The sequence below is a fragment of the Aestuariibacter sp. GS-14 genome (genome assembly GCF_006494365.1).
Lineage (GTDB): Bacteria > Pseudomonadota > Gammaproteobacteria > Enterobacterales > Alteromonadaceae > Alteromonas > Alteromonas mangrovi.
In genome coordinates, this window is sequence record NZ_VHIP01000009.1 from 158,750 (window position 1) to 178,478 (window position 19,729).

The following is a 19,729-nucleotide window of genomic DNA, read 5'->3' on the forward strand; positions in this document are numbered from 1 at the left end:
GATAAATATTATTCGGTTTACATTCTTGATGAAGCAGGCAGAGTACACCGTTTTGATTTTCCCTGCGAACAGGTCAGTTTATGCGCATTGCCATTTTATCCCGTAACCCCAGTCTGTATTCTACCCGTCGTCTGAAAGAAGCCGGCGAGTTGCGGGGCCATACCGTCGATATTATCGACACCATGCACTGCTACATGGATATCACCAGCAGTAATCCATCTGTTCGATACAATGGCAGTAAGCTACCCAAATACGATGCCGTTATTCCCCGCATTGGTGCCTCGGTCAGTTTTTATGGCACCGCCGTTGTACGCCAGTTTGAAATGATGGGTACATACAGCATTAACGAGTCTGTTGCCATCAGCCGGTCACGCGACAAACTGCGTTCGCTTCAATTATTGTCACGTAAAGGCATAGGTTTACCGCGCACCGGCTTCGCACACCATCCGGACAAAGTAGACGACGTAATTCAGAATGTAGGTGGTGCCCCTGTCGTTATTAAACTGCTAGAAGGCACTCAGGGCATTGGCGTGGTGCTGGCTGAAACACAAAAAACGGCTGAAGCGATTATTGAAGCCTTTATGGGTTTGAATGCCAGTATTTTGGTACAGGAATACATTAAAGAAGCCGGTGGCTCCGACATTCGCTGTTTTGTGGTCGGCGGCAAGGTGATTGCAGCAATGAAACGCCAGGCAGCGCCCGGTGAATTCCGTTCGAATCTGCACCGCGGCGGCTCTGCCAGTCTGGTACGTTTGTCACCTGCTGAACGCAAAACGGCGGTTGATGCTGCCCGCACACTCGGCCTTAACTGCTGCGGAGTAGATATTCTGCGTTCAAATCACGGTCCGGTAGTAATGGAAGTGAACTCATCCCCCGGGCTCGAGGGCATAGAAGGCGCGACCAATAAAGATGTTGCCGGAATGATCATTGAATTCATCGAAAGCTCGGCCAAGCCGAACAACACCAGAACGAAAGGGAAGGGTTAATGACCATAGCACCATTGGAAATTGGTGGAAAAAAGATTGCACCGGGAGAAACCAAGAAAATAGCATTGGATATGCCTCCCCTGTATACCGCCACCAGCATGAATATCCCGGTATTTGTAAAGCGCGGCAAGCGCCCGGGGCCGACCATGTTTGTGAGCGCTGCCTTACACGGTGATGAACTTAACGGCATTGAAATTGTGTCTCGCCTGATTAAGTCTAAAGCGATCAATAACCTGAAAGGCACACTGATTGCGGTTCCAATGGTCAATGTGTATGGCGTGCTTAACCAATCCCGTTATTTACCGGATCGACGTGATTTAAACCGCAGCTTTCCGGGCAGTCGCTCGGGCAGTCTGGCGGGTCGTCTTGCCTACCTGTTTTACAAGGAAGTTGTGAGCAAATGCGATTTTGGCATCGACTTACACACAGGCGCGATTCACCGTAGCAACCTTCCCCAGGTCCGCGCAAATCTGGACGATCCCGAGGTGCTAGCTATGGCAAAAGCGTTTGGCGTTCCCGTGTTGCTGAATGCCGATCTCCGTGATGGATCTTTGCGTGCGACCGCCGGTGAAGATGGCATAAAGATCCTGCTTTACGAAGCAGGCCAGGCGTTGCGTTACGACGAATTTTCAATTCGCGCGGGCGTGAAAGGCATTTTAAATACCATGCGACACATGGGCATGTTGAGCCAAGGGCGCAGCAAAGGCGTTAACATTACCCCCTTTATTGCCCGCGCAAGTGGCTGGGTAAGAGCACCGGAAAGCGGCTTTATTACCCATTCTGCGCAGCTGGGTGACCATGTGGTTAAGGGCGACAAGCTGGCGGTGATTGCTGATTCCTTTGGTACTTTTAAAGCCAATATTATCAGCCCGGCCGAAGGCGTTGTAATAGGTAAGCAAAATATTCCGCTTACCCAGGAAGGCGAGGCTATCTATCATATTGCTTACTTCAAAGCGCCCGATACGGTAGCGGAACAAGTAGAATTATTACAAGACAATCTGGTTTCAACTGAATCAACATTGGTACTGTAACTATGGCTGGTATTAAAAAACCGAAGCAATTAATCGGCGCGCTGGAATGCGCTAACTTGCCTGAATTGGGCATTTACAACTTAACGATGCGCGTAGATACTGGCGCAGCAACGTCGTCACTACACGTTGATAATATTGAAGAATTCAAGAAAGATAATGTTCGCTGGATTCGCTTCGACATTCACCCAGATATACATGACGTTGCCAAAACCGTTCGCTGCGAATACAAAGTACTGAGTCAGAAAAAGGTGAAAAGCTCTACCGCGACCAGAGAAAAGCGCTACGTGATTAAAACCCGGTTTGAGCTGGGTAAACGTGCCTGGAAAATAAAGCTCACATTAACAGACCGTTCGGAAATGACCTATCTGATGCTCCTTGGCCGTCAGGCCATGGCGGGCAAGTGTATTGTCGATCCGGATCTTGAGTTTTGCGTATCAAGCCCGAATGCTCAGCCAAAATAATCCTGTATAATCGAAGCAATCCGTACTAGGCTGGTAACATTGATGGCAGAAGCATCGCAGAAGTGGTTTTAGGTAATGCGGGTACTGTTTGTTTTTTTGATTAGCCTGTTACTGGTTCCTGGACTTTCTGCGCAGGATGCCAAAATGCCACTGCGTGACATGGTGCGCATTCCCAGCCCCGCGCCCGGTACCTCAGATATCTACAACTACGTTGTTAGCGTACTTGAGCTTACCTTACAGGTAACTGAGCGTGAATACGGCAGGTTAACTGTGTATTCGAATCCGCAAACGACTCCCCAACAAAGACAACTCATGAATCTTGCTAACGGCAACACCGACATCGCCTGGTCAATCACCAGTGCAGAGCGGGAGTCCCAGTATCTGCCTGTTCGGGTGCCGTTTATAGGTGGCCTGTTTGGATATCGCGTGTTGCTGATTCACGCCGACGATGAGCGTTTTAACTATGCCCCCACGCTGGCCGAACTAAAGGCGATGACCGCGATACAGGGAGCCAATTGGCCAGATACCCAAATACTGCAATTTAATGAATTTAACGTAATTGGTTCTTACGAGAATGGCCTGAAATTACTGCATCGGAAAATGGTAGATTATTACCCAAGAGCAGTGCACGAGTATAGCCAGGAGTTAGCAGAAAATCCGCAGTACAAACTTAAGCTGGCGCCACATGTTGGCCTGAAATACCCAAATCCGCTATTCTTTTTTGTAAATAAAAACAATCTGGAGCTGGCAGAGCGATTAACCAAAGGCCTCACAATGTTACACAATAATGGTCAGTTAAATGCATTACTGTACAGTCAGCCGTTTTATCGCGATGCGGATACTGCGCTTTCTGGTAGAGAGATCCACGTTCTCAGAAACCCTCTGCTCACCAAAGAAACACTTGATGCCTTGTCGCGTTTTCAATAGCCGACACGGTATAGTTTGCCTGCCACATAGATAATTACTCAGCCTTCGCTATACTCAAACAAGACAACTGCGCAAGGGTCTGTTTTTGCATGTATAAACACCTGTTTATATTAACCTTATGTATTTTAATACTGTCGCCAATGAGGCTTGAAGCGAGCGAGCCTACGCGCGATAGTGTTGTGTACATCCCCAACTATGAGCCCGGTACTACCGACATTTATCAGTACGTTGTTACGTTATTAAATTTGGCCATGGCGCTTACGGAACCGGAATTTGGGCCGGTTCAGATTATTGCAAACCCTGCTCCCACGCCACAGCAGCGGCAATTTTTGAATCTGCGTAACGGTCAGACCGACATTATGTGGTCGGTAACCACGTATGCCAGAGAGCAGGAAAACACGGTAATACGTATCCCTCTCACTGGCGGCATGTTCGGCTATAGGGTGATGCTGATTAAAGAGGGTGATGAACGCTTTCGCGAGACTATTGAACTGCCGGATCTTAAGCAACTCAGCGCCGTTCAGGGCAGTGATTGGCCTGATACAGAGATCTTAAGGTATCACGGTTTTAGCGTAACACCCAGCGTATACACCAGTGCCTTCAAATTACTGGATCGTGGAATGGTGGATTATTTTCCCCGAGCGGTTCACGAAATTTTTGAAGAATTAAGTACTCATCATTCTCTGAATCTTACCACTGAACAATACATTGCGTTGCAATACGACAACCCCATGTTCTTCTTTGTGGCTGCGCGCCGCCCCGAGCTGGCTAAGCGGCTTGAAATTGGCCTGAACCGGCTTTACGAAAACGGCGATTTGCAGCGTTTGCTCACGTCGCAGCATTTTTATATTCAGGCAAGAAATCTATTAAAGGGAAGAACGATATACCCTTTGAACAATCCACTGCTCAGTGAACAAACCCGCCAGGCAATGAAACGATACCAATCACCACTAGCCAGTGCCTTGTAATCAATTAAACAGATAGTGTGATGTTTTTATATCGCTGACTACTGCTGAACAGGAGGTTCGAGCTCAAGTTGAGAGGCAATAAGGACAGCCTGTGTGCGGTTATTAATACCCAGTTTTTTGAATATTGCCGTTACATGCGCTTTAACTGTGGCTTCGGCAATGTCCAGATTGTACCCTATTTGCTTGTTCAGCAGGCCATCGCGCATATAACACAACACTTTGTACTGTGATGGCGTGAGGCTGGATACCTTATCGGCCAGTTCTGAAAACTCCTCGTCAACATCCTGAATTTTCTCACTAATGGACTCGGGTAACCAGATGTCGCCATCCAGGATAGATTGCACGGCTTTAGCAATATCTTCAGCGCTGGTCGTTTTGGGAATGAAACCGAGGGCGCCGACCCCTACGATTTTGGAAATGATAGTGGCATCTTCTGTGCCTGACACAACCGCTACGGGTAAATCAGGATACAACTTGCGAATATGCAATAAGCCAAACAAATCGTTGCTGCCTGGCATATGCAAATCCAGTAACAACAAGTCGACATCCTGCTTTTGCAGAATGTCGGCTGTTGCGGTGAGATCCCCGGCCTCAAGTAAGGTGAGATCGGGTAGTGATAACGATAACGCGCCCTTCAACGCATCGCGGTATAAAGGGTGATCATCGGCAATTAGCAGCGTTATCATTATCTCTCCGTATTACTTGTTAAGACGCTCCTCGATGAGTGTATCAACAACCGACGGATCCGCCAATGTTGAGGTATCACCCAGTTGGTCATGCTCGTTTGCTGCGATCTTACGCAGGATACGGCGCATAATTTTACCGGAGCGCGTTTTTGGCAGCCCACGAGACCATTGGATCATGTCTGGTGTAGCGATTGGGCTTAACTCAGTCCGCACCCAGGCACGGATTTCTTTGGTCAACTCTTCGTCAGGCTCTACGCCTTCATTAGGCGTAATGTATACATAGATACCCTGCCCTTTGATGTCGTGTGGATACCCTACCACTGCCGCTTCAGCAACTTTGGGATGAGCCACCAGTGCACTTTCGATTTCGGCTGTACCCAAACGGTGACCAGACACGTTCAGCACGTCATCTACGCGACCCGTGATCCAGTAGTAACCATCTTCGTCACGACGCGCGCCATCACCTGTAAAGTATACGCCTTTATATGCACTGAAGTAGGTGCTGATAAAGCGTTCATGGTCACCGTATACCGTACGAGCCTGACTTGGCCAGCTGTCTTTGATCACCAGGTTACCCTCACTCGCGCCTTCCAGCTCATTGCCTTCGGCGTCGAACAGCGCTGGCTGAATACCAAACATAGGGCGTGATGCTGAACCAGGTTTAAGTGCAGTAGCGCCCGGCAGCGGCGTGATCATCATGCCGCCTGTTTCGGTTTGCCACCAGGTATCCATAATTGGGCAACGGCTTTCACCGATAACGCGGTAGTACCATTCCCATGCTTCAGGGTTAATGGGTTCACCCACTGAACCCAGCAGACGCAGTGACGACAAATCACAACCTTCCACAGGAGCATTGCCGTGTGCCATCAGTGCGCGAATGGCTGTTGGCGCAGTATAAAGTGAGTTTACTTTATATTTTTCAACTACCTGTGCTATACGACGCACATCAGGGTAAGTAGGTACACCTTCAAAGAATACCTGAGTTGCACCATTGATTAGCGGGCCATACACCATATAACTGTGACCAGTGATCCAGCCTACGTCAGCAGTACACCAGTAAATGTCGTCCTCGCGATAATCAAACGCATATTTAAAGGTCATTGCCGTGTACAACAAGTATCCACCGGTGGTGTGTACTACGCCTTTAGGCGTGCCGGTTGAACCCGATGTGTATAAAATAAACAGCGGGTCTTCTGCATTCATTACCTCAGGTTCGCACTGGGCAGAACAATCTTCTACCAGGCTATCCCAATACACGTCTACACTGTCGTTAAAAGCTACATTACCGCCAGTCAGTTTGTGCACAATCACGTTTGTAATCGATGGGCATGCGCCTTTCGCTAAGGCGCGGTCAACGTTGGCTTTTAGTGGCACACTGCGACCAGCACGACGGCCTTCGTCACAGGTAATGACTACCTTTGCTTCGCTGTCGTTAATGCGGTCGGCAATGGCATTAGGTGAGAATCCGCCGAAGATAACAGAGTGCACCGCACCTATGCGCGCACATGCCAGCATGGCATACGCCGCCTGAGGCACCATTGGCATGTATACCGCTACGCGGTCGCCTTTGCCAACACCCAGCTTTTTCAGGCCATTTGCTAATTTACATACTTCGTAATGCAGTTGCTGATAGCTTATAGTTTCACTGTCTTCTGGTGAATCGCCTTCCCAGAACAATGCTGTTTTCTTGGCATGTTTTGCCAGATGTCTGTCGATACAGTTGTAGCTGGCGTTGATCTCACCATCTTCAAACCATTTAATCGACACCGAATGCGGATCAAATGTGGTATTTTTTACTTTTGTAGGTTTTGTGTACCAATCCAGCGTACTGGCATATTCACCCCAGAACCCGTCCGGGTCATCGACAGACTGCTTGTACATTTGCTCATATTGTTCCTGTGTCAAATGAGTCGACGCTTTGATACTTTCCGGAACCGGATAAATCTTGCTGGCAGTCATATGAATTGCCTCCAATTTTCAAATAAATTACAGAGATATGTATTGGTTGATCAATGTAGCTTTTCCTGACCAAAGCAAAATGAGACTTTGGTCTTAGCGAGCGCTAAATTTCTATTTAGTTAAGTGGTGCTACTCCTTCCGTGTTACGACTTTCGTCTTATAGACCATCCGCTTATTTGCAATTGTTCTAAACTCATCCAAATTAAGAATCGTTAACTGCATTTTTACACTTTTTTTACCAATCAGCCAATTCCTGGACAAATGGGACGAGAAAACATGAAACACACATTAAAAAAAGTTACCGGCGCTGTGACGCTGGCATTAACTGGCTTTGCAATGGCTTCGGCCAATGCAGCTACCATTGGTTCAACCGATGTTAAATTTACCGGATACGTAAAAGCCGATGCAATATACAGCGATTACTCAAATGGTGAAGGTCATCCGTTAAACCGTGATTTCTATGTACCGTCTACAATTGCAGTGGGCGCAACCGATGATGGTATGAGCGGCCGTTTCGACGGACACGTGCGCCAGTCGCGTTTCCGTTTCGCTACTGAAACCCCTACGGATGATGGCGATAGCATCACCGGTGTACTTGAATTTGACTTCATGGTAACAAAAGGCGATTACGACAACGAGCGTATCAGTAACTCATACCTGCCTCGTATGCGCCATGCATTCCTCAAATACAAAAACTGGTTGGTTGGTCAAACCTGGACCACCTTTATGGACGTGAATGCACTGCCTGAATCACTTGACTTTATCGGTACCACAGACGGTGTGATCTTCGGTCGTCAAATGATGGTTCGTTATACCCAGGGCGGTCTTGAAGTAGCGCTGGAAAACCCTGAAACCACCGTAGTGGGCGTGGGTGCCACAGACGACAATACCGTGCCGGACATTATAGCTGCCTACACCATGAAACAAGATTGGGGCCACGTTAAGGTAGCCGGCATGTTCCGTCAACTCGCTTATGAAACAGAAAGCATTGATGCGTCTGATTCTGCGGTAGGTATTTCGATAACCTCTAAAATTAAAGTGGGTGCAACCGACGACGTTCGCTTGTCTTTCTACACAGGTTCGGGCATAGGCCGCTATGCAGCACTGAATGCAGCGCAGGGTGCAGTATATAATGCTGCAACTGGCGAACTGGAAGCCATTGACTCTACCGGATACGCTATTGCATATCGCCATGTTTGGAGTGACAAGGCTCGCAGTAGTGTGATGTTCTCTGCGTTTGATGTTGACGTAGACACCGCCACTATGGGTGATTATACATCAAAGACTTACAGCGCCCGGATCAACTACCTTTACTCGCCTACTAAAGCAATTACCGTGGGTGGAGAATATGCATACGCAAAACGTGAACTGGAAAGCGGTATCGACGGTGACATGAGTCGCGTACAATTTTCTGCAAAATATGCATTTTAGTACTACGCTTAATTAGACAGCTTCCTTCCTTCGATTTGGGCTGTCTAGTTATGTTCTGTTGTTCCCAAGTTGGCCACGAATTTCGTGGCCTTTTTTTAACCCGGTTTAGCCTAAGGTATGAAAACCCATACCTGGTTATGAATTAACAAACCGTCTGAAGATACTAGTTTGGCCTGATCTTGACGTTATAAAACTGTTCGCCGGCACAAAAACTATAGCCAGCATAACGTGTTATAAATTGTTCAGTAAACAAACAAAATGATCACTGAGAGCCTCCTCTTTTTTACTGATCACCCACTCAATCTTAAGTAGCATGGCTAAATTCTGCGCAAGGTGTATGTTGCCTGCACACAGTGCGCCGTTAGTTGATTTTTGACCTACGTAGCCTACTGTTTAAGAAAGTACCGCAAGGGTTCGCAGCTGAACTATCAGCATTGTTTGAGAGTAAATTTAATGGTTCAAAGTATCGTTTCACCGGCCGATTCGGTAATCACTGCGGAAGTGACTGCAGCACAACATGGCAAATTCATTTCAAATCTCATGTTACCGGACCTCCTGCACGATTCGTTGTGTATTGGTGTTTTCGATTGTCAGGGAAATTTGATTGAAGCCAACAAGGCTTTTTCTCTGTTCTGTGGAACTGCAGAAAGCGCGTTGGTAAACTTTGATGAATACTTCTGTGCAGACGATCAGACCGATTTCGAAACCCTTTGCGAATCTCTGCCTCAAAGGCTCTATCTCAGACGCAAAATCGATTTAAAATCCAATACTAAAAGCTTGCTATCCTCATTAACAAAATCGTCAGCAGACATCGGTAGCAATATTATTCTAATGGGCATGGACACTAGCGACTGCGTTACTACCACGCGATTTTTTACCAGTACTTTCGATGACGATTCCGCGACTCATGTACAAGCGGTATTTGACACCAACGGCAAGCTGGTAAGATTTAACAACCGTCTGTGCGTATTACTGGGATATACCGCCGAGCAAATTAAAAACAAGTGTTTTGACGACCTGTGCCACCCTTCAATGCTTAATACCAAACACTATGAAACCCTGTGGGCACCGCTTAACACCGACCAGGACATTAAACAGGACTATACCTTTGTAAATGCATCCGGGCAGGAAATATGGATACGCAGTTATTTTTCCTCGGTAAATTACGGCGCAAGCGATATGCCGTATATTTTATTTCGCGGCGACGATATTACCGAACAACACAACCACAGTATGGCTATGCAGGCCAAACTGGAGGCGATCGATAAAACTCAGGCGGTTATCTCTTTTTCTAAGGATGGAATCATTAACGAAGCAAACTCGCTTTTTTGTACCACCATGGGTTACCAACTCTCAGAAATCCGCGGTAAGCACCATAAACTATTTGTGGATGAAAAATTTGCAACCAGCCAAGAGTATCAAGCTTTCTGGCGGGCATTACAAAATGGAAAACCTCAACGCGGCGAGTTTTTGCGCTTCAATGCGAGTGGAGATGAAGTATGGTTGTTTGCCACCTACACGCCGGTAACTAATCTCGACGGTGACGTCATTAGTGTTATTAAGTTTGCAACCAATATTACAGAACAAAAGAAACAGGAACGCGAAATAGCAGTGCTCAATGCAGCGATGAACGCCAGCCAATGCATTTGGGAGCTCGATGCTAATCGCCAGTTAATTTCTACCAATGAACATTTTCAAAGAGCCATTGGCTACACCGCCACGGCTTTGAAAAACGCCGATGAAAACAAACTCATCTTTAAAGAAGATATGCAGGACGCCGTGTATGCGGAAGCTTGGCGAAAATTGCATTTAGGTGATACGCAGCGATTGATGCTGAGAAGACGTCACAGCGACGGCCGTGAAGTATGGATAGAAGCCTTGCTACAGCCAATTAAAGATGCGAGGGATCAGCTCCAACGCGTGCTTTGCCTGGGCCTTGATGTCACCGAAGAGCAAACATTTCAAATCGAACTGGAAGGCAAAATTGGTGCAATTGATCGTTCACAAGCCATTATTGAACTGAATCTCGACGGGACCATTCTCAACGCGAACCAAAACTTTTTGAAACTAATGGAGTACTCGCTTAACGAGATTAAAGGCAAACATCACCAGATGTTTGTTAGTCCGAAAGAGGCTGGTTCATCTGAATATCAGGCATTCTGGCACGCATTGGCTCGTGGAGAGTTTCGATCAGGAGAGTATTGCAGGATTGGAAACGGTGGCAAGGAAGTGTGGATCCAGGCCACGTATAATCCGATTTTCGACAAAAACAACCGCCCGGTTAAAGTGGTGAAATTTGCAACTGATATCACCACCCAAAAATTGCTTTCCTCACAACACAAAGCCACAGTTGAGGCCATCAACAAGAGTTTGGCCTGTATTGAATTCGACTTAGAGGGCAAAGTATTACACGCCAATCACAACTTCCTGAGTGCGATGGGTTATACCCTGAAGGAAATCCAGGGCGACCACCACAGCTTATTTTGTACACCTGAGTACACCCGCAGCGAGGAATATCGTTCATTCTGGCTAAACCTGAGTGAAGGCCAATTTTTGTCTGGCCGTTTCCACCGGGTAGGTAAGTACCAGCGAAATGTGTGGATTCAGGCTTCATACAATCCAATTTATGACCTGAATGGCAAAGTCATTAAAGTCATTAAGGTAGCCTATGACATCACCAAGGAAATGGAGATGGAACAGCTGATTACAACCAATACTCAAATAATGAACCAACAACTCGCCAAAATGATTGGGTCGATAAAGCAGGTCACTAAAGTGTCTGAAAACGCCAACGCGGTAGCGAAGAAGTCGGCATCCTCTGCGGTGAGTGGCGTGTCTTTGGTGCAGGGGATGCAATCTGCAATCAGCGAAATACAGGACAACTACAACCGGATTTATGAAATTGTTAGCCGGATCAGCGAAATTGCCAACCAAACCAATCTGCTCGCCTTTAATGCTGCCGTTGAAGCAGCGCGGGCCGGTACTCATGGCGTTGGGTTTTCAGTGGTTGCGTCTGAGGTGAGAAAACTTGCAGAACGCTCCAGTCATGCGGCGCAGGAAATTAATAACATGGTGCTTGATGCCCGTAAGAACATCGACGCCAGTGCCCGGTTAAGTGATAACACCGCAACGGCATTTACCTCCATCGAATCTTCGGTAGAAGAAACGAGCCAGTCGCTACTTAAAATTGTTGAACTGGCCCAGGTTCAGGAAACCAACACTCACGAGCTGGAAGCGATATTGCAAAAACTCAAGTCGTTTGAAGGTAACGCTTCAAAATGAGTAACACCTGTAAATTTGGGATTTTTGAAATAGACGGCGGACTCTTTGCCGTTGATGTTCAGCATGTGAGTGAAGTGGTTCCATTCCAGCTTTGCAGCGGATTTTTTTCGGCCAGTGATGCGGTGATAGGTAGCCTTGACCTGCGCGGTTGGCCGGTCCCCGTGATTGACCTGTTGGCGCACGTAAAGCAACGTGCTTCAGCATTACAACCTGAGTCTGTACTGGTGCTGCGCAACGAGGGGCAGCTGCTAGGCGTTGCTATTCGCAGTGTGGTGGGTATGCAGGACATGAACACCGAAAGCATTGCTTCATTTGGCAACCCGGATGCTGTTATGTGCGGCAGCTTTATGGCTTCGTCATTAAACAAATCAGTAACGCTGTTATCTGCCAGTAAGTTAATGTCAGATCCGGCTTTACCAGCGGTACCTGCGCCACCGCAAATTGTTGCTGAACAGAGCGGGAACGGTGCGTCTGACAAACGTACCATTATGTTAGTGACAGTTCGAAACCGTCTGGTTGCCTTTTTCGCCGAGGATATATTTAGTACATTAACAGAAACAAATGTCGTAGACCGGGCACACCACAGTGAAAGCTTCCTAGGTGAGGTTGAACACCAAGGCAAGCGCATTCCCATTTTAGATCTGGGTAATCTGGTATTTGAACAACCCAGGGCGGATGATGTGGCTAAACTGCCATCGGTTATCCTGCACATCGGTGACGCGCAAGTTGGCTTGTGTGTAGACAGCATTGTTGAAGTAACGGAGATAGAGCACTCCCATTGTATTGCCAATATGGCTAACCACTACACCGGAAAAAAGTGGGTAGACAGTTTGCTACCAGTAACATCGGTACAATCTGAATCTTTGGCGCTAGTGAATATCAACGCCCCACTGATCATGCTGATTAGCGCGAATTCAATCGGCCACCTCGACGAAATTAAGGGCACCGCAATGCTGTGCCGTGAGATGTCGGGCAAGCTCACCAAAACACAATTACAACGAGATTTATCGAAAGAAAAGCAGGGCCTGTTTTTTGATATTGGCTCACCAGTGATCTCTGATATGAGTAATATTAGCGAAATTTTGAGCTGGGAAACGCCCATGATCCCACTAACGGATAATGGCTATCTGCTTGGCATGATCAAAGTAAATAATGAAGCTGTCCCGGTTTATGATTTTCGCCCCTTGTTTAACAAGGGATCCGATTACGTTGACACCCCTTCCCAGGACACGCAATTGGGTAACGATTCAAAACGTCTTCTGCTTGTTCGTGATGACCAGGGTGCGTTTGCATATTGCGTTAACAAATTACTCGATGTGGTAACGTTTCAGTCATTGGAGCAGTCATCCGTGTCTATAGAATCGGAACAGGATATTCACGATGAACTCGACACGGTTTCCTTTTTGCTAGGTGAAAAAAGGCACTATGCCAAGCAAATGACGTCTCAATTTTTGCGGCGACAGATTTCGTCGCCGCTGGTAACTTAATAACGGCGACCAAGGGTTAGAATGGCATAGGATAACGCTTCATGACCAACTGAATCTGGCGTAGCGTGTCGTCGCTTAAACGCATGTCAAATGCCGCCAGGTTTTCTTTTAATTGCGCAATCGTAGTACCGCCAATAATGGTAGACGTAACGCCAGGTACCTGATTTACCCAGGCAAGTGCCAGTTGCGAAGGTGTAATCTGAGCACGCTGCGCCACTTCCACATACCTGGCGGTTGCTTCATGCGCGGTTTCTGTATTACGGAATAACCCCTGACGCTGCACAAACGTCCATCGACTCCCCGCAGGACGCGCATCATTCAGGTACTTGCCCGACAACATCCCGGTGGCTAATGGCGACCAAGGCAGGTAGGCCACGTTTTCAAACGCACAGGTTTCAATTAAATAGGGCCAGTCCTTGATATGTAGCAAGCTGAATTCGTTTTGAATAGACACCGGCTTTGGCACGCCCAGTTCATTACACAAGTTCAGGTAAGTATGGATACCCCAGGGTGTGTCATCAGAGAGTCCCCAATGACGAATTTTACCGCTTTCAATGGCTTTTCCTATGCCTTGCACGATATCCCGCATGCCAGCGCGCTCCTTGGCGACATCGGTATCATTGGGGTTCGTGCGCCACGGCCAGTGCTTGGCAAAATGCGGCGACGTGCGATTTGGCCAGTGCAACTGATACACATCGATATAGTCGGTTTGTAAACGCTGTAGCGATGCATTAATGGCCTGTTCAATTGTAACTGCAGAAATCTCAGAACCCTCGCGAATATAACGAATACCACTGCCTGCAATTTTGGTCATCAGTACAATATCGTTACGCTTTTGCGGGTTGGCTGCCAGCCAGTTGCCAATAAGCCGTTCAGTATCGGCATAGGTTTGCTCATTGGGAGGAATAGGGTACATCTCAGCCGTATCAATAAAATTAATACCTTCGCTGTGTGCCCAATCAAGCTGTTCGCTGGCGTCTTGTTGTGTATTCTGAATACCGAATGTCATGGTGCCCAGACACACGCGGGATACGCGTAAATCGCTGCTACCCAATAACTCGTATTGCATGCTAAACCTCTGTGTATATTTACTCAGCTGACGAGGCCGAAGCGTTTTGCTCTGCCGTGGCCAGTCGCCGCTCAATCTTACGACGGGACTCCACCATTTCATTTGCCAGCTCGGCTAACGACCGAAACTCAGAAAACCCCAGTTTGCGGGGATCGATATGTTGATATTGTCGCTTACAGCGATAAAAGAACAGCATAAAGTTAGCAAAAGACCGGTGAAAGGTCGCGAAACTTTTGACCAACAGCAAAATCAATGCGACTGATGTCGTCACCGCAATCACAGTTCCAAATACCGTAGCGCGCTGTTTTTGCTTGTCGATAACCGGTAGCAAGGTGTCATCAAGGCGTTGTAAAGCAGCTTCTGCATGATGTGCCTGCTCCCTGAACTTCATTCTTAATCCATCGGATTCGCGCAAACCAATTTGCTGACGTACAGACACCCACTCCGATAACGTGTTCATGTAGTCGTTCAATAAAGTCTGATCTTCAGGGAGTAACAAATGAGACTGTGTGATGACCTGAAACAGCTGATTTAATTCAACCAGCGAATCAGCGCGAAAGGTATACTGATAATCAACAACCAAAAATTGGAACCGGGATAATTCTGCCTGTAGCTGCGGTTCATAGCGTTGCCCCTGTATATAAAGCTGCTCAGCATGCCGAAACAACACCTTGTTCAGGCCATCTTCCGGGGTAAGTCCAACCTGCTTCATCAGTAGCACTAAGTTAAAAAAGCGCTCTGTATAAGCTTGTGTACTCTGCGCGATTTCGCCTACCAGCGATACGGGCAGATTGTGTGATTTTACCGTGTCATCCAGTTCATTTAATGCGTTAACAAAATGCGTCTGCTGATGTCGAAACTGGGTAAGATACTCGGGATTCTTGCGCAATAAGAAGTCCTTCTCGTGGCGGCGCAATTGCAGCAGATCCTGCTTTAACTCCAACAACCGTACCCGTTGCTCACCTAAGGTAATAAGTGCCTGGTTAAAATAGTGCTGACTGGCTACCAATAACGTCATACCCAGCACACAGACTGCTGTCATAAATAATAAGCGAAATTTTATCGAATCCCATTTCATTGCAGGCCCCGGTCAATAGTGAAGTCAAACGACGCTATCGCATCGGGATGTCATTTCCATGACAAATGGGCATTCTTGGCACTTCAACCCTGGCTATGAGCAGATGTGCTTCCGCGTGAATTTAGTGGTACTCTTCATCAGTATATTGTCTTGAACATTACCTTTCCAATAAGAACCCATAGTTAAGATAATGCATTCTGAATCATCGTCAGGCCCCATTTTCGATTATTTATATAAACACATTAGCACCCTGCAAATTGCACCGGGCGAAAAATTATCGGAAAACCGCTTAGCTAACCAATTCAGTACCAGTAGAACCCCTGTAAGGGAAGCCATTGCAAGACTGGTAAGTATTGGGTTGGTTGAGGTAAAACTGAAGAGTGGCACCTTTGTTACCCGGCTGAGTACCGAAAAAATAACGGAAGCGCAGTTTATTCGCGAAGCCATAGAATGCGCCATTGTGCAGAAGGTGGCGGCCGATAGCCCACGCAACACTATTGCGGTATGCGAAGCCGTCCTCAAACAGCAACAACAAGCCGCTGTCGACAACAATTTTGAGTTATTCCGGCAAATCGACGACCAGTTTCATCAGGCATTGGCCGACTACACTCAGTTTCGAAGGGCTGCCCACATTGTCCAGTTGGAAAAAGCCCATTTAGACAGGCTTCGGCATGTAAGCCTAAAAGAGATTGGCAGTCAGTACGCCAGGGTTTTAGACCAACACCACCGCATTCTTGCCGCCATTAAAGCCGGCAACAGCGAGGTAGCCGCTCAGATAATGCGTGAACATACCCGCGAAATTCTAGGTGTACTGAATGAAATAAAAACCAATCACGCCGACTACTTTGTGCAGCCCTGATTGATGCACTATCAACGCTCCTGAGGATATTATGGCTTCACTTGCCGCAACGCTACTGTACCGTCGGTATTTGGCAGAGCCTCAATAGCAAAATCAAAACGGTCGATATCCAGGCAAAAGTGTAAGTCTGATTCGGGATTCCAGGGTTGTGCCGGGTCCAGAAAGCGAGAGGCGCAAGGCGATGCAAGCAATCGCGCTTTCAGTAGTGCGGTGTCAACAGGCTCCTCACGTAAACAGTGCGCTAAATACTCAGCGCACAAATCATCTTCATCAGTGCGTTCTTCCGCCTTCCAGCCCATTCTTACCAGCGTAACTACGGTTGGATTGAGGCTGCGAATATAGTTCGCCGTGGCACTGGCATTCACTAACGCGCCGGTAAGAATTTTGTCAGCTTTGAGGGCGTTTACCAGCCCCTGTGTACCGGCATGGGTAGTATGCGCAATATAGCGGTTTTTCAGCGCCTGTGATGCCAGTTCCGTGGGTGAGTTTCCCACATCAAACCCCGGTAGCTTTTTCCCTTCCCGCTCACCTATCAGTAAGGTATCCGGTCTTTTCGCTTTGAGTGCCAGGGCCTGCTCTGCCTCGCCCACTGCAATAACCTGCCTGGGAGATTGTGCCAGACAATAACACGCCACGGAAAATGCGCGAAATACATCAATGATGACCACGATGCCTTCGGCATGTTGCGCACCTTCGATAAAGTCTGTTGTTACAATTTTCACGCTGATAGTCCCTGCCATCTGATTATTCTCATTAATCGACCAATAATAAACCGGTGCATGAATTTGTCGACTTTCATAGCATTAGTTCACTTATCCATTTACCAACAAGCCCATTTTTAATGTCATTCCCGATCTGGGGTGAAACCCCTATATCCGATTAAAACTTACCCAGTCAAACTGACCCTGTGTTTTCACAAAACTATTGTGACAAAAAATTCCCACCCAGGAGTAAGTTATGAAGAAGTTCGCACTCACTACACTAGCCGCTGCCATGCTGGCAGCGCCAACCAGTCAGGCTGTTGCAGACGCCTACATTGGTGAACAAATGCAAAGTAAACTGGCAGCACTGGACGCGGTAAGTTCAATCATGGCAGTGGTTACTTACGACCAGATGGAACCCTTGTCGGAAGCTCAGCTTAGTCAGCTACTGGGATTGGGTATTACCGAAGGCGTACAGTTTAAATCGCTCCCTATCATTGGCGTTGTTGCCAATAAAGCGCAAATCGAACAAATTGCGGCGCTGGATGGGGTGAGATCGGTATTTGCAAACCGGGAAATGACCCTGTACAACGCGGATGCACGTGAGATCACCGGCGTAGCCGATTTACAAACCAGTGGCTTTGCACAGCGCAACGGCAACAATTACACTGGTAAAGGCATTACCATCATGGTGAATGATTCAGGGGTTGATGCCTCTCATCAGGATCACTTTTTCGGTGATACGGTTGTCGAAAACGTGCAGGCCCTTACCCACGCTTCAGCCATTAGCATTACTGGTGTAACCAATGGCCTGGTGCTTACCGGTCAAGTCAATACCGACACTAACTCAGGTCACGGTACTCACGTAGCAGGTACCATTGCGGGCAACGGTGCCATGTCGGGTGGAAAATACGTGGGAGCTGCTCCTGATGCCGACCTGATTGGCTACGGTTCTGGCGGAGGCTTATTCTTGCTGGACACCATTGGTGGCTTTGATTTCGCAATCAATAATTTATATTCCTACAATAGCCCAATTCGCATTATCAGCAATTCCTGGGGTTCAAGTGGCAAATATGAACCACTTGGGCCCGTTTCCATCGCAACTTACAAAGCGCACAAACTGGGCATTCTGAGTGTCTTCGCAGCCGGTAACGATGGTCCGGGTGAAGACTCACATAATCCCTATGCCCAAATTCCCTGGGGGATTTCAGTCGGTGCAGGCGACAAATTTGGCAAGCTCGCCGGGTTTTCATCACGCGGCCTGAAAGGCGAGTCTGGCGATTTTACCATGCCAGACGGCACCGAATGGACCTACACCAATGAGGTAAGCATTGTTGCGCCTGGAGTAGATATTATTTCAACCCGCGCAGTGACCAACCTGGCCGCCAACGGCGGGGATGCTGACATTGATGCCATCGAAACTGAAAATGTGCCGTTTTACACCATGATTTCAGGTACCAGTATGGCAACCCCTCACGTGTCAGGCATTATCGCACTCATGCTGGAAGCCAATCCTGAACTGGATAATCTGACTATCAAAAAGTTATTGCAGGAATCGGCTACCAACATGCCAGGCTATGAGCGCTGGGAAGTGGGCGGCGGCTACGTGAATGCCCGTTCAGCGGTAGCTGCAGCACTGAATTACGATATGAACCACAAAGTAACAGTAAACAATTTGGATGGTAAAACCTTTAATGCAAATGCACTGGTAGCCACTTCAGATGAACAGCTTAATTTGGAATTGTTCTACTCACCGGTAGGTACGCCTGAAATGCAAACCTTTGAAGTGGGTAGTAACGTGGCCGTGGTTAAAGCCTCTGCCAGTACCCTTGCCAACCTGACCAAACTGGTTCTGGTTGCACCTGATGGTACAGAGTATTTCGGCAATTTAACCACCCCTGTGCTATCTGAAAATATGCGCGTTTCCGCACCTGGTATGGCTGGGACCTGGCGTATTTACGTGTACGGCCTGACGTCACTCTCTGGTGTGAGCGCCGATCCGCTGGGATTAACCAATGGTCCGGGTCTGCCTGAATTTTTCGATGTTGCTGTTAACTTTGAAATTAGCGGTGGTTACAACGGACTTGACGATATTGACGGACACCCACAACAGGGCGCCATTGAATTTGCCGTAAGCAACCGGTTAATGGATTCATTGGGCAAAAACTTTTCGCCAAACGCTCACTTACGGGTTAAAGACTTTGCGCGGTATGCCATGATGGGCGGTGCAATTCGCCAGTATCGCGACTTGCTTAATGAGCCGGCACCCGCCGTGTCATCACCAGGCGCAGATAAACCCTATATGGAATCAGTCTCGGTTCAGGGTGGCGCGCTGAAAGATAACCTGCGCACACAAAGCCCGGTATTGCTGGATGCTGTTCAGGGTCAGGTAAGCGCGTTTGCCACAATGGATAAACTGGACATCAGTTATGCCATGGTGCAAATGCTAGGTTTACAAGGCCTGGCAGACGAATTTAACCCTGCTGATGATATTGTTGTGGACTATAAGGGGCAATCGGTTGTGTTGCAGGACCAGCACCTGATCCCGGCAGCACTGAAAGGCCACGTACAACTGGCAATCAACCTGTCGCTAATTAACGTACACTTCGACGTGAAGCAAAGCCCATTTGCCCTGGAGCCAACTATTACAGCGAGCTTCGCTCCGGATACTAAGATCACCAGAGCACATTACGCGGTATTGGCCGGTAGAATGTTCGATTACTACTACAACTAAAGTGTAAAGCATTTCCACTCCTTTTCTTGAAGGAGTGGAAATATTGGTGTATTTTTGAACAGTCAAGAGA

Annotated in this window: 15 protein-coding genes; 10 read left to right on the forward strand and 5 right to left on the reverse strand. The window is 47.7% G+C overall.

Going from position 1 to position 19,729, the window contains the following annotated elements; genetic code table 11:
• The first annotated feature begins 80 nt into the window (after positions 1-80).
• The 5 genes from rimK (at position 81) to FJ444_RS15140 (ending at position 4,373) form a co-directional block, all read left to right on the forward strand.
• On the forward strand, positions 81-986 hold the full coding sequence (gene rimK / locus FJ444_RS15120) for a 30S ribosomal protein S6--L-glutamate ligase (protein ID WP_140959571.1): 906 nt from the start codon (positions 81-83) through the stop codon (positions 984-986).
• Positions 986-2,017 carry a succinylglutamate desuccinylase/aspartoacylase family protein gene (locus FJ444_RS15125; RefSeq protein WP_140959573.1) on the forward strand — a complete coding sequence of 344 codons (1,032 nt, stop codon included), beginning with the start codon at positions 986-988 and terminating at the stop codon, positions 2,015-2,017. Before rimK ends, FJ444_RS15125 begins: the two co-directional genes overlap by 1 nt.
• Before the next feature lie 2 nt (positions 2,018-2,019).
• The gene (locus FJ444_RS15130) at positions 2,020-2,478 is read left to right on the forward strand and encodes a RimK/LysX family protein (protein ID WP_140959575.1); all 459 of its coding nucleotides are present in this window, start codon (positions 2,020-2,022) and stop codon (positions 2,476-2,478) included.
• Positions 2,479-2,553: 75 nt separating this feature from the next.
• A complete protein-coding gene (locus FJ444_RS15135; RefSeq protein WP_140959577.1) occupies positions 2,554-3,405 on the forward strand; it encodes a transporter substrate-binding domain-containing protein in 852 nt (283 codons plus the stop codon).
• Positions 3,406-3,545: 140 nt separating this feature from the next.
• Positions 3,546-4,373, forward strand: a complete 828-nt coding sequence (locus FJ444_RS15140) for an ABC transporter substrate-binding protein (protein ID WP_140959579.1) — start codon at positions 3,546-3,548, stop codon at positions 4,371-4,373.
• Between the two features lie 38 nt (positions 4,374-4,411).
• Here FJ444_RS15140 and FJ444_RS15145 read toward each other — a convergent pair whose 3' ends face one another.
• Entirely contained in the window at positions 4,412-5,059 is a 648-nt protein-coding gene (locus FJ444_RS15145) for a response regulator transcription factor (RefSeq protein WP_140959581.1), read from the reverse strand.
• Positions 5,060-5,071: 12 nt separating this feature from the next.
• Positions 5,072-7,018: an acetate--CoA ligase gene (gene acs / locus FJ444_RS15150; protein ID WP_140959583.1), complete on the reverse strand. Its 1,947-nt coding sequence runs from the start codon at positions 7,016-7,018 to the stop codon at positions 5,072-5,074.
• A 276-nt stretch (positions 7,019-7,294) separates the two neighbouring features.
• Between acs and FJ444_RS15155 the strand changes: the two genes are divergently transcribed.
• The 3 genes from FJ444_RS15155 to FJ444_RS15165 all read left to right on the forward strand — a co-directional run bounded on the left by FJ444_RS15155 (position 7,295) and on the right by FJ444_RS15165 (position 13,218).
• Positions 7,295-8,449 (forward strand): DcaP family trimeric outer membrane transporter, encoded by a 1,155-nt coding sequence (locus tag FJ444_RS15155; RefSeq protein ID WP_140959586.1) that lies wholly within the window; start codon positions 7,295-7,297, stop codon positions 8,447-8,449.
• 453 nt (positions 8,450-8,902) lie between these two features.
• Complete coding sequence (locus tag FJ444_RS15160) at positions 8,903-11,731, forward strand: PAS domain-containing methyl-accepting chemotaxis protein (RefSeq protein ID WP_140959588.1); 2,829 nt, start codon at positions 8,903-8,905, stop codon at positions 11,729-11,731.
• Positions 11,728-13,218: a chemotaxis protein CheW gene (locus FJ444_RS15165; protein WP_140959590.1), complete on the forward strand. Its 1,491-nt coding sequence runs from the start codon at positions 11,728-11,730 to the stop codon at positions 13,216-13,218. Before FJ444_RS15160 ends, FJ444_RS15165 begins: the two co-directional genes overlap by 4 nt.
• A gap of 16 nt (positions 13,219-13,234) precedes the next feature.
• On the opposite strand, the gene FJ444_RS15170 is transcribed toward FJ444_RS15165, so the two are convergent.
• Positions 13,235-14,287 (reverse strand): aldo/keto reductase, encoded by a 1,053-nt coding sequence (locus FJ444_RS15170; RefSeq protein ID WP_140959592.1) that lies wholly within the window; start codon positions 14,285-14,287, stop codon positions 13,235-13,237.
• Positions 14,288-14,306: 19 nt separating this feature from the next.
• Complete coding sequence (locus FJ444_RS15175) at positions 14,307-15,329, reverse strand: chemotaxis protein (protein ID WP_140959594.1); 1,023 nt, start codon at positions 15,327-15,329, stop codon at positions 14,307-14,309.
• A gap of 226 nt (positions 15,330-15,555) precedes the next feature.
• Here FJ444_RS15175 and FJ444_RS15180 point away from each other — a divergent pair, with 226 nt between their 5' ends.
• Positions 15,556-16,224, forward strand: a complete 669-nt coding sequence (locus FJ444_RS15180) for a GntR family transcriptional regulator (protein ID WP_140959596.1) — start codon at positions 15,556-15,558, stop codon at positions 16,222-16,224.
• A 29-nt stretch (positions 16,225-16,253) separates the two neighbouring features.
• On the opposite strand, the gene FJ444_RS15185 is transcribed toward FJ444_RS15180, so the two are convergent.
• A complete protein-coding gene (locus FJ444_RS15185; protein ID WP_140959598.1) occupies positions 16,254-16,946 on the reverse strand; it encodes a 2-phosphosulfolactate phosphatase in 693 nt (230 codons plus the stop codon).
• A gap of 235 nt (positions 16,947-17,181) precedes the next feature.
• On the opposite strand from FJ444_RS15185, the gene FJ444_RS15190 reads away from it, so the two are divergent.
• Positions 17,182-19,659: a S8 family serine peptidase gene (locus FJ444_RS15190; RefSeq protein ID WP_140959600.1), complete on the forward strand. Its 2,478-nt coding sequence runs from the start codon at positions 17,182-17,184 to the stop codon at positions 19,657-19,659.
• The last annotated feature ends 70 nt before the right edge of the window (positions 19,660-19,729 follow it).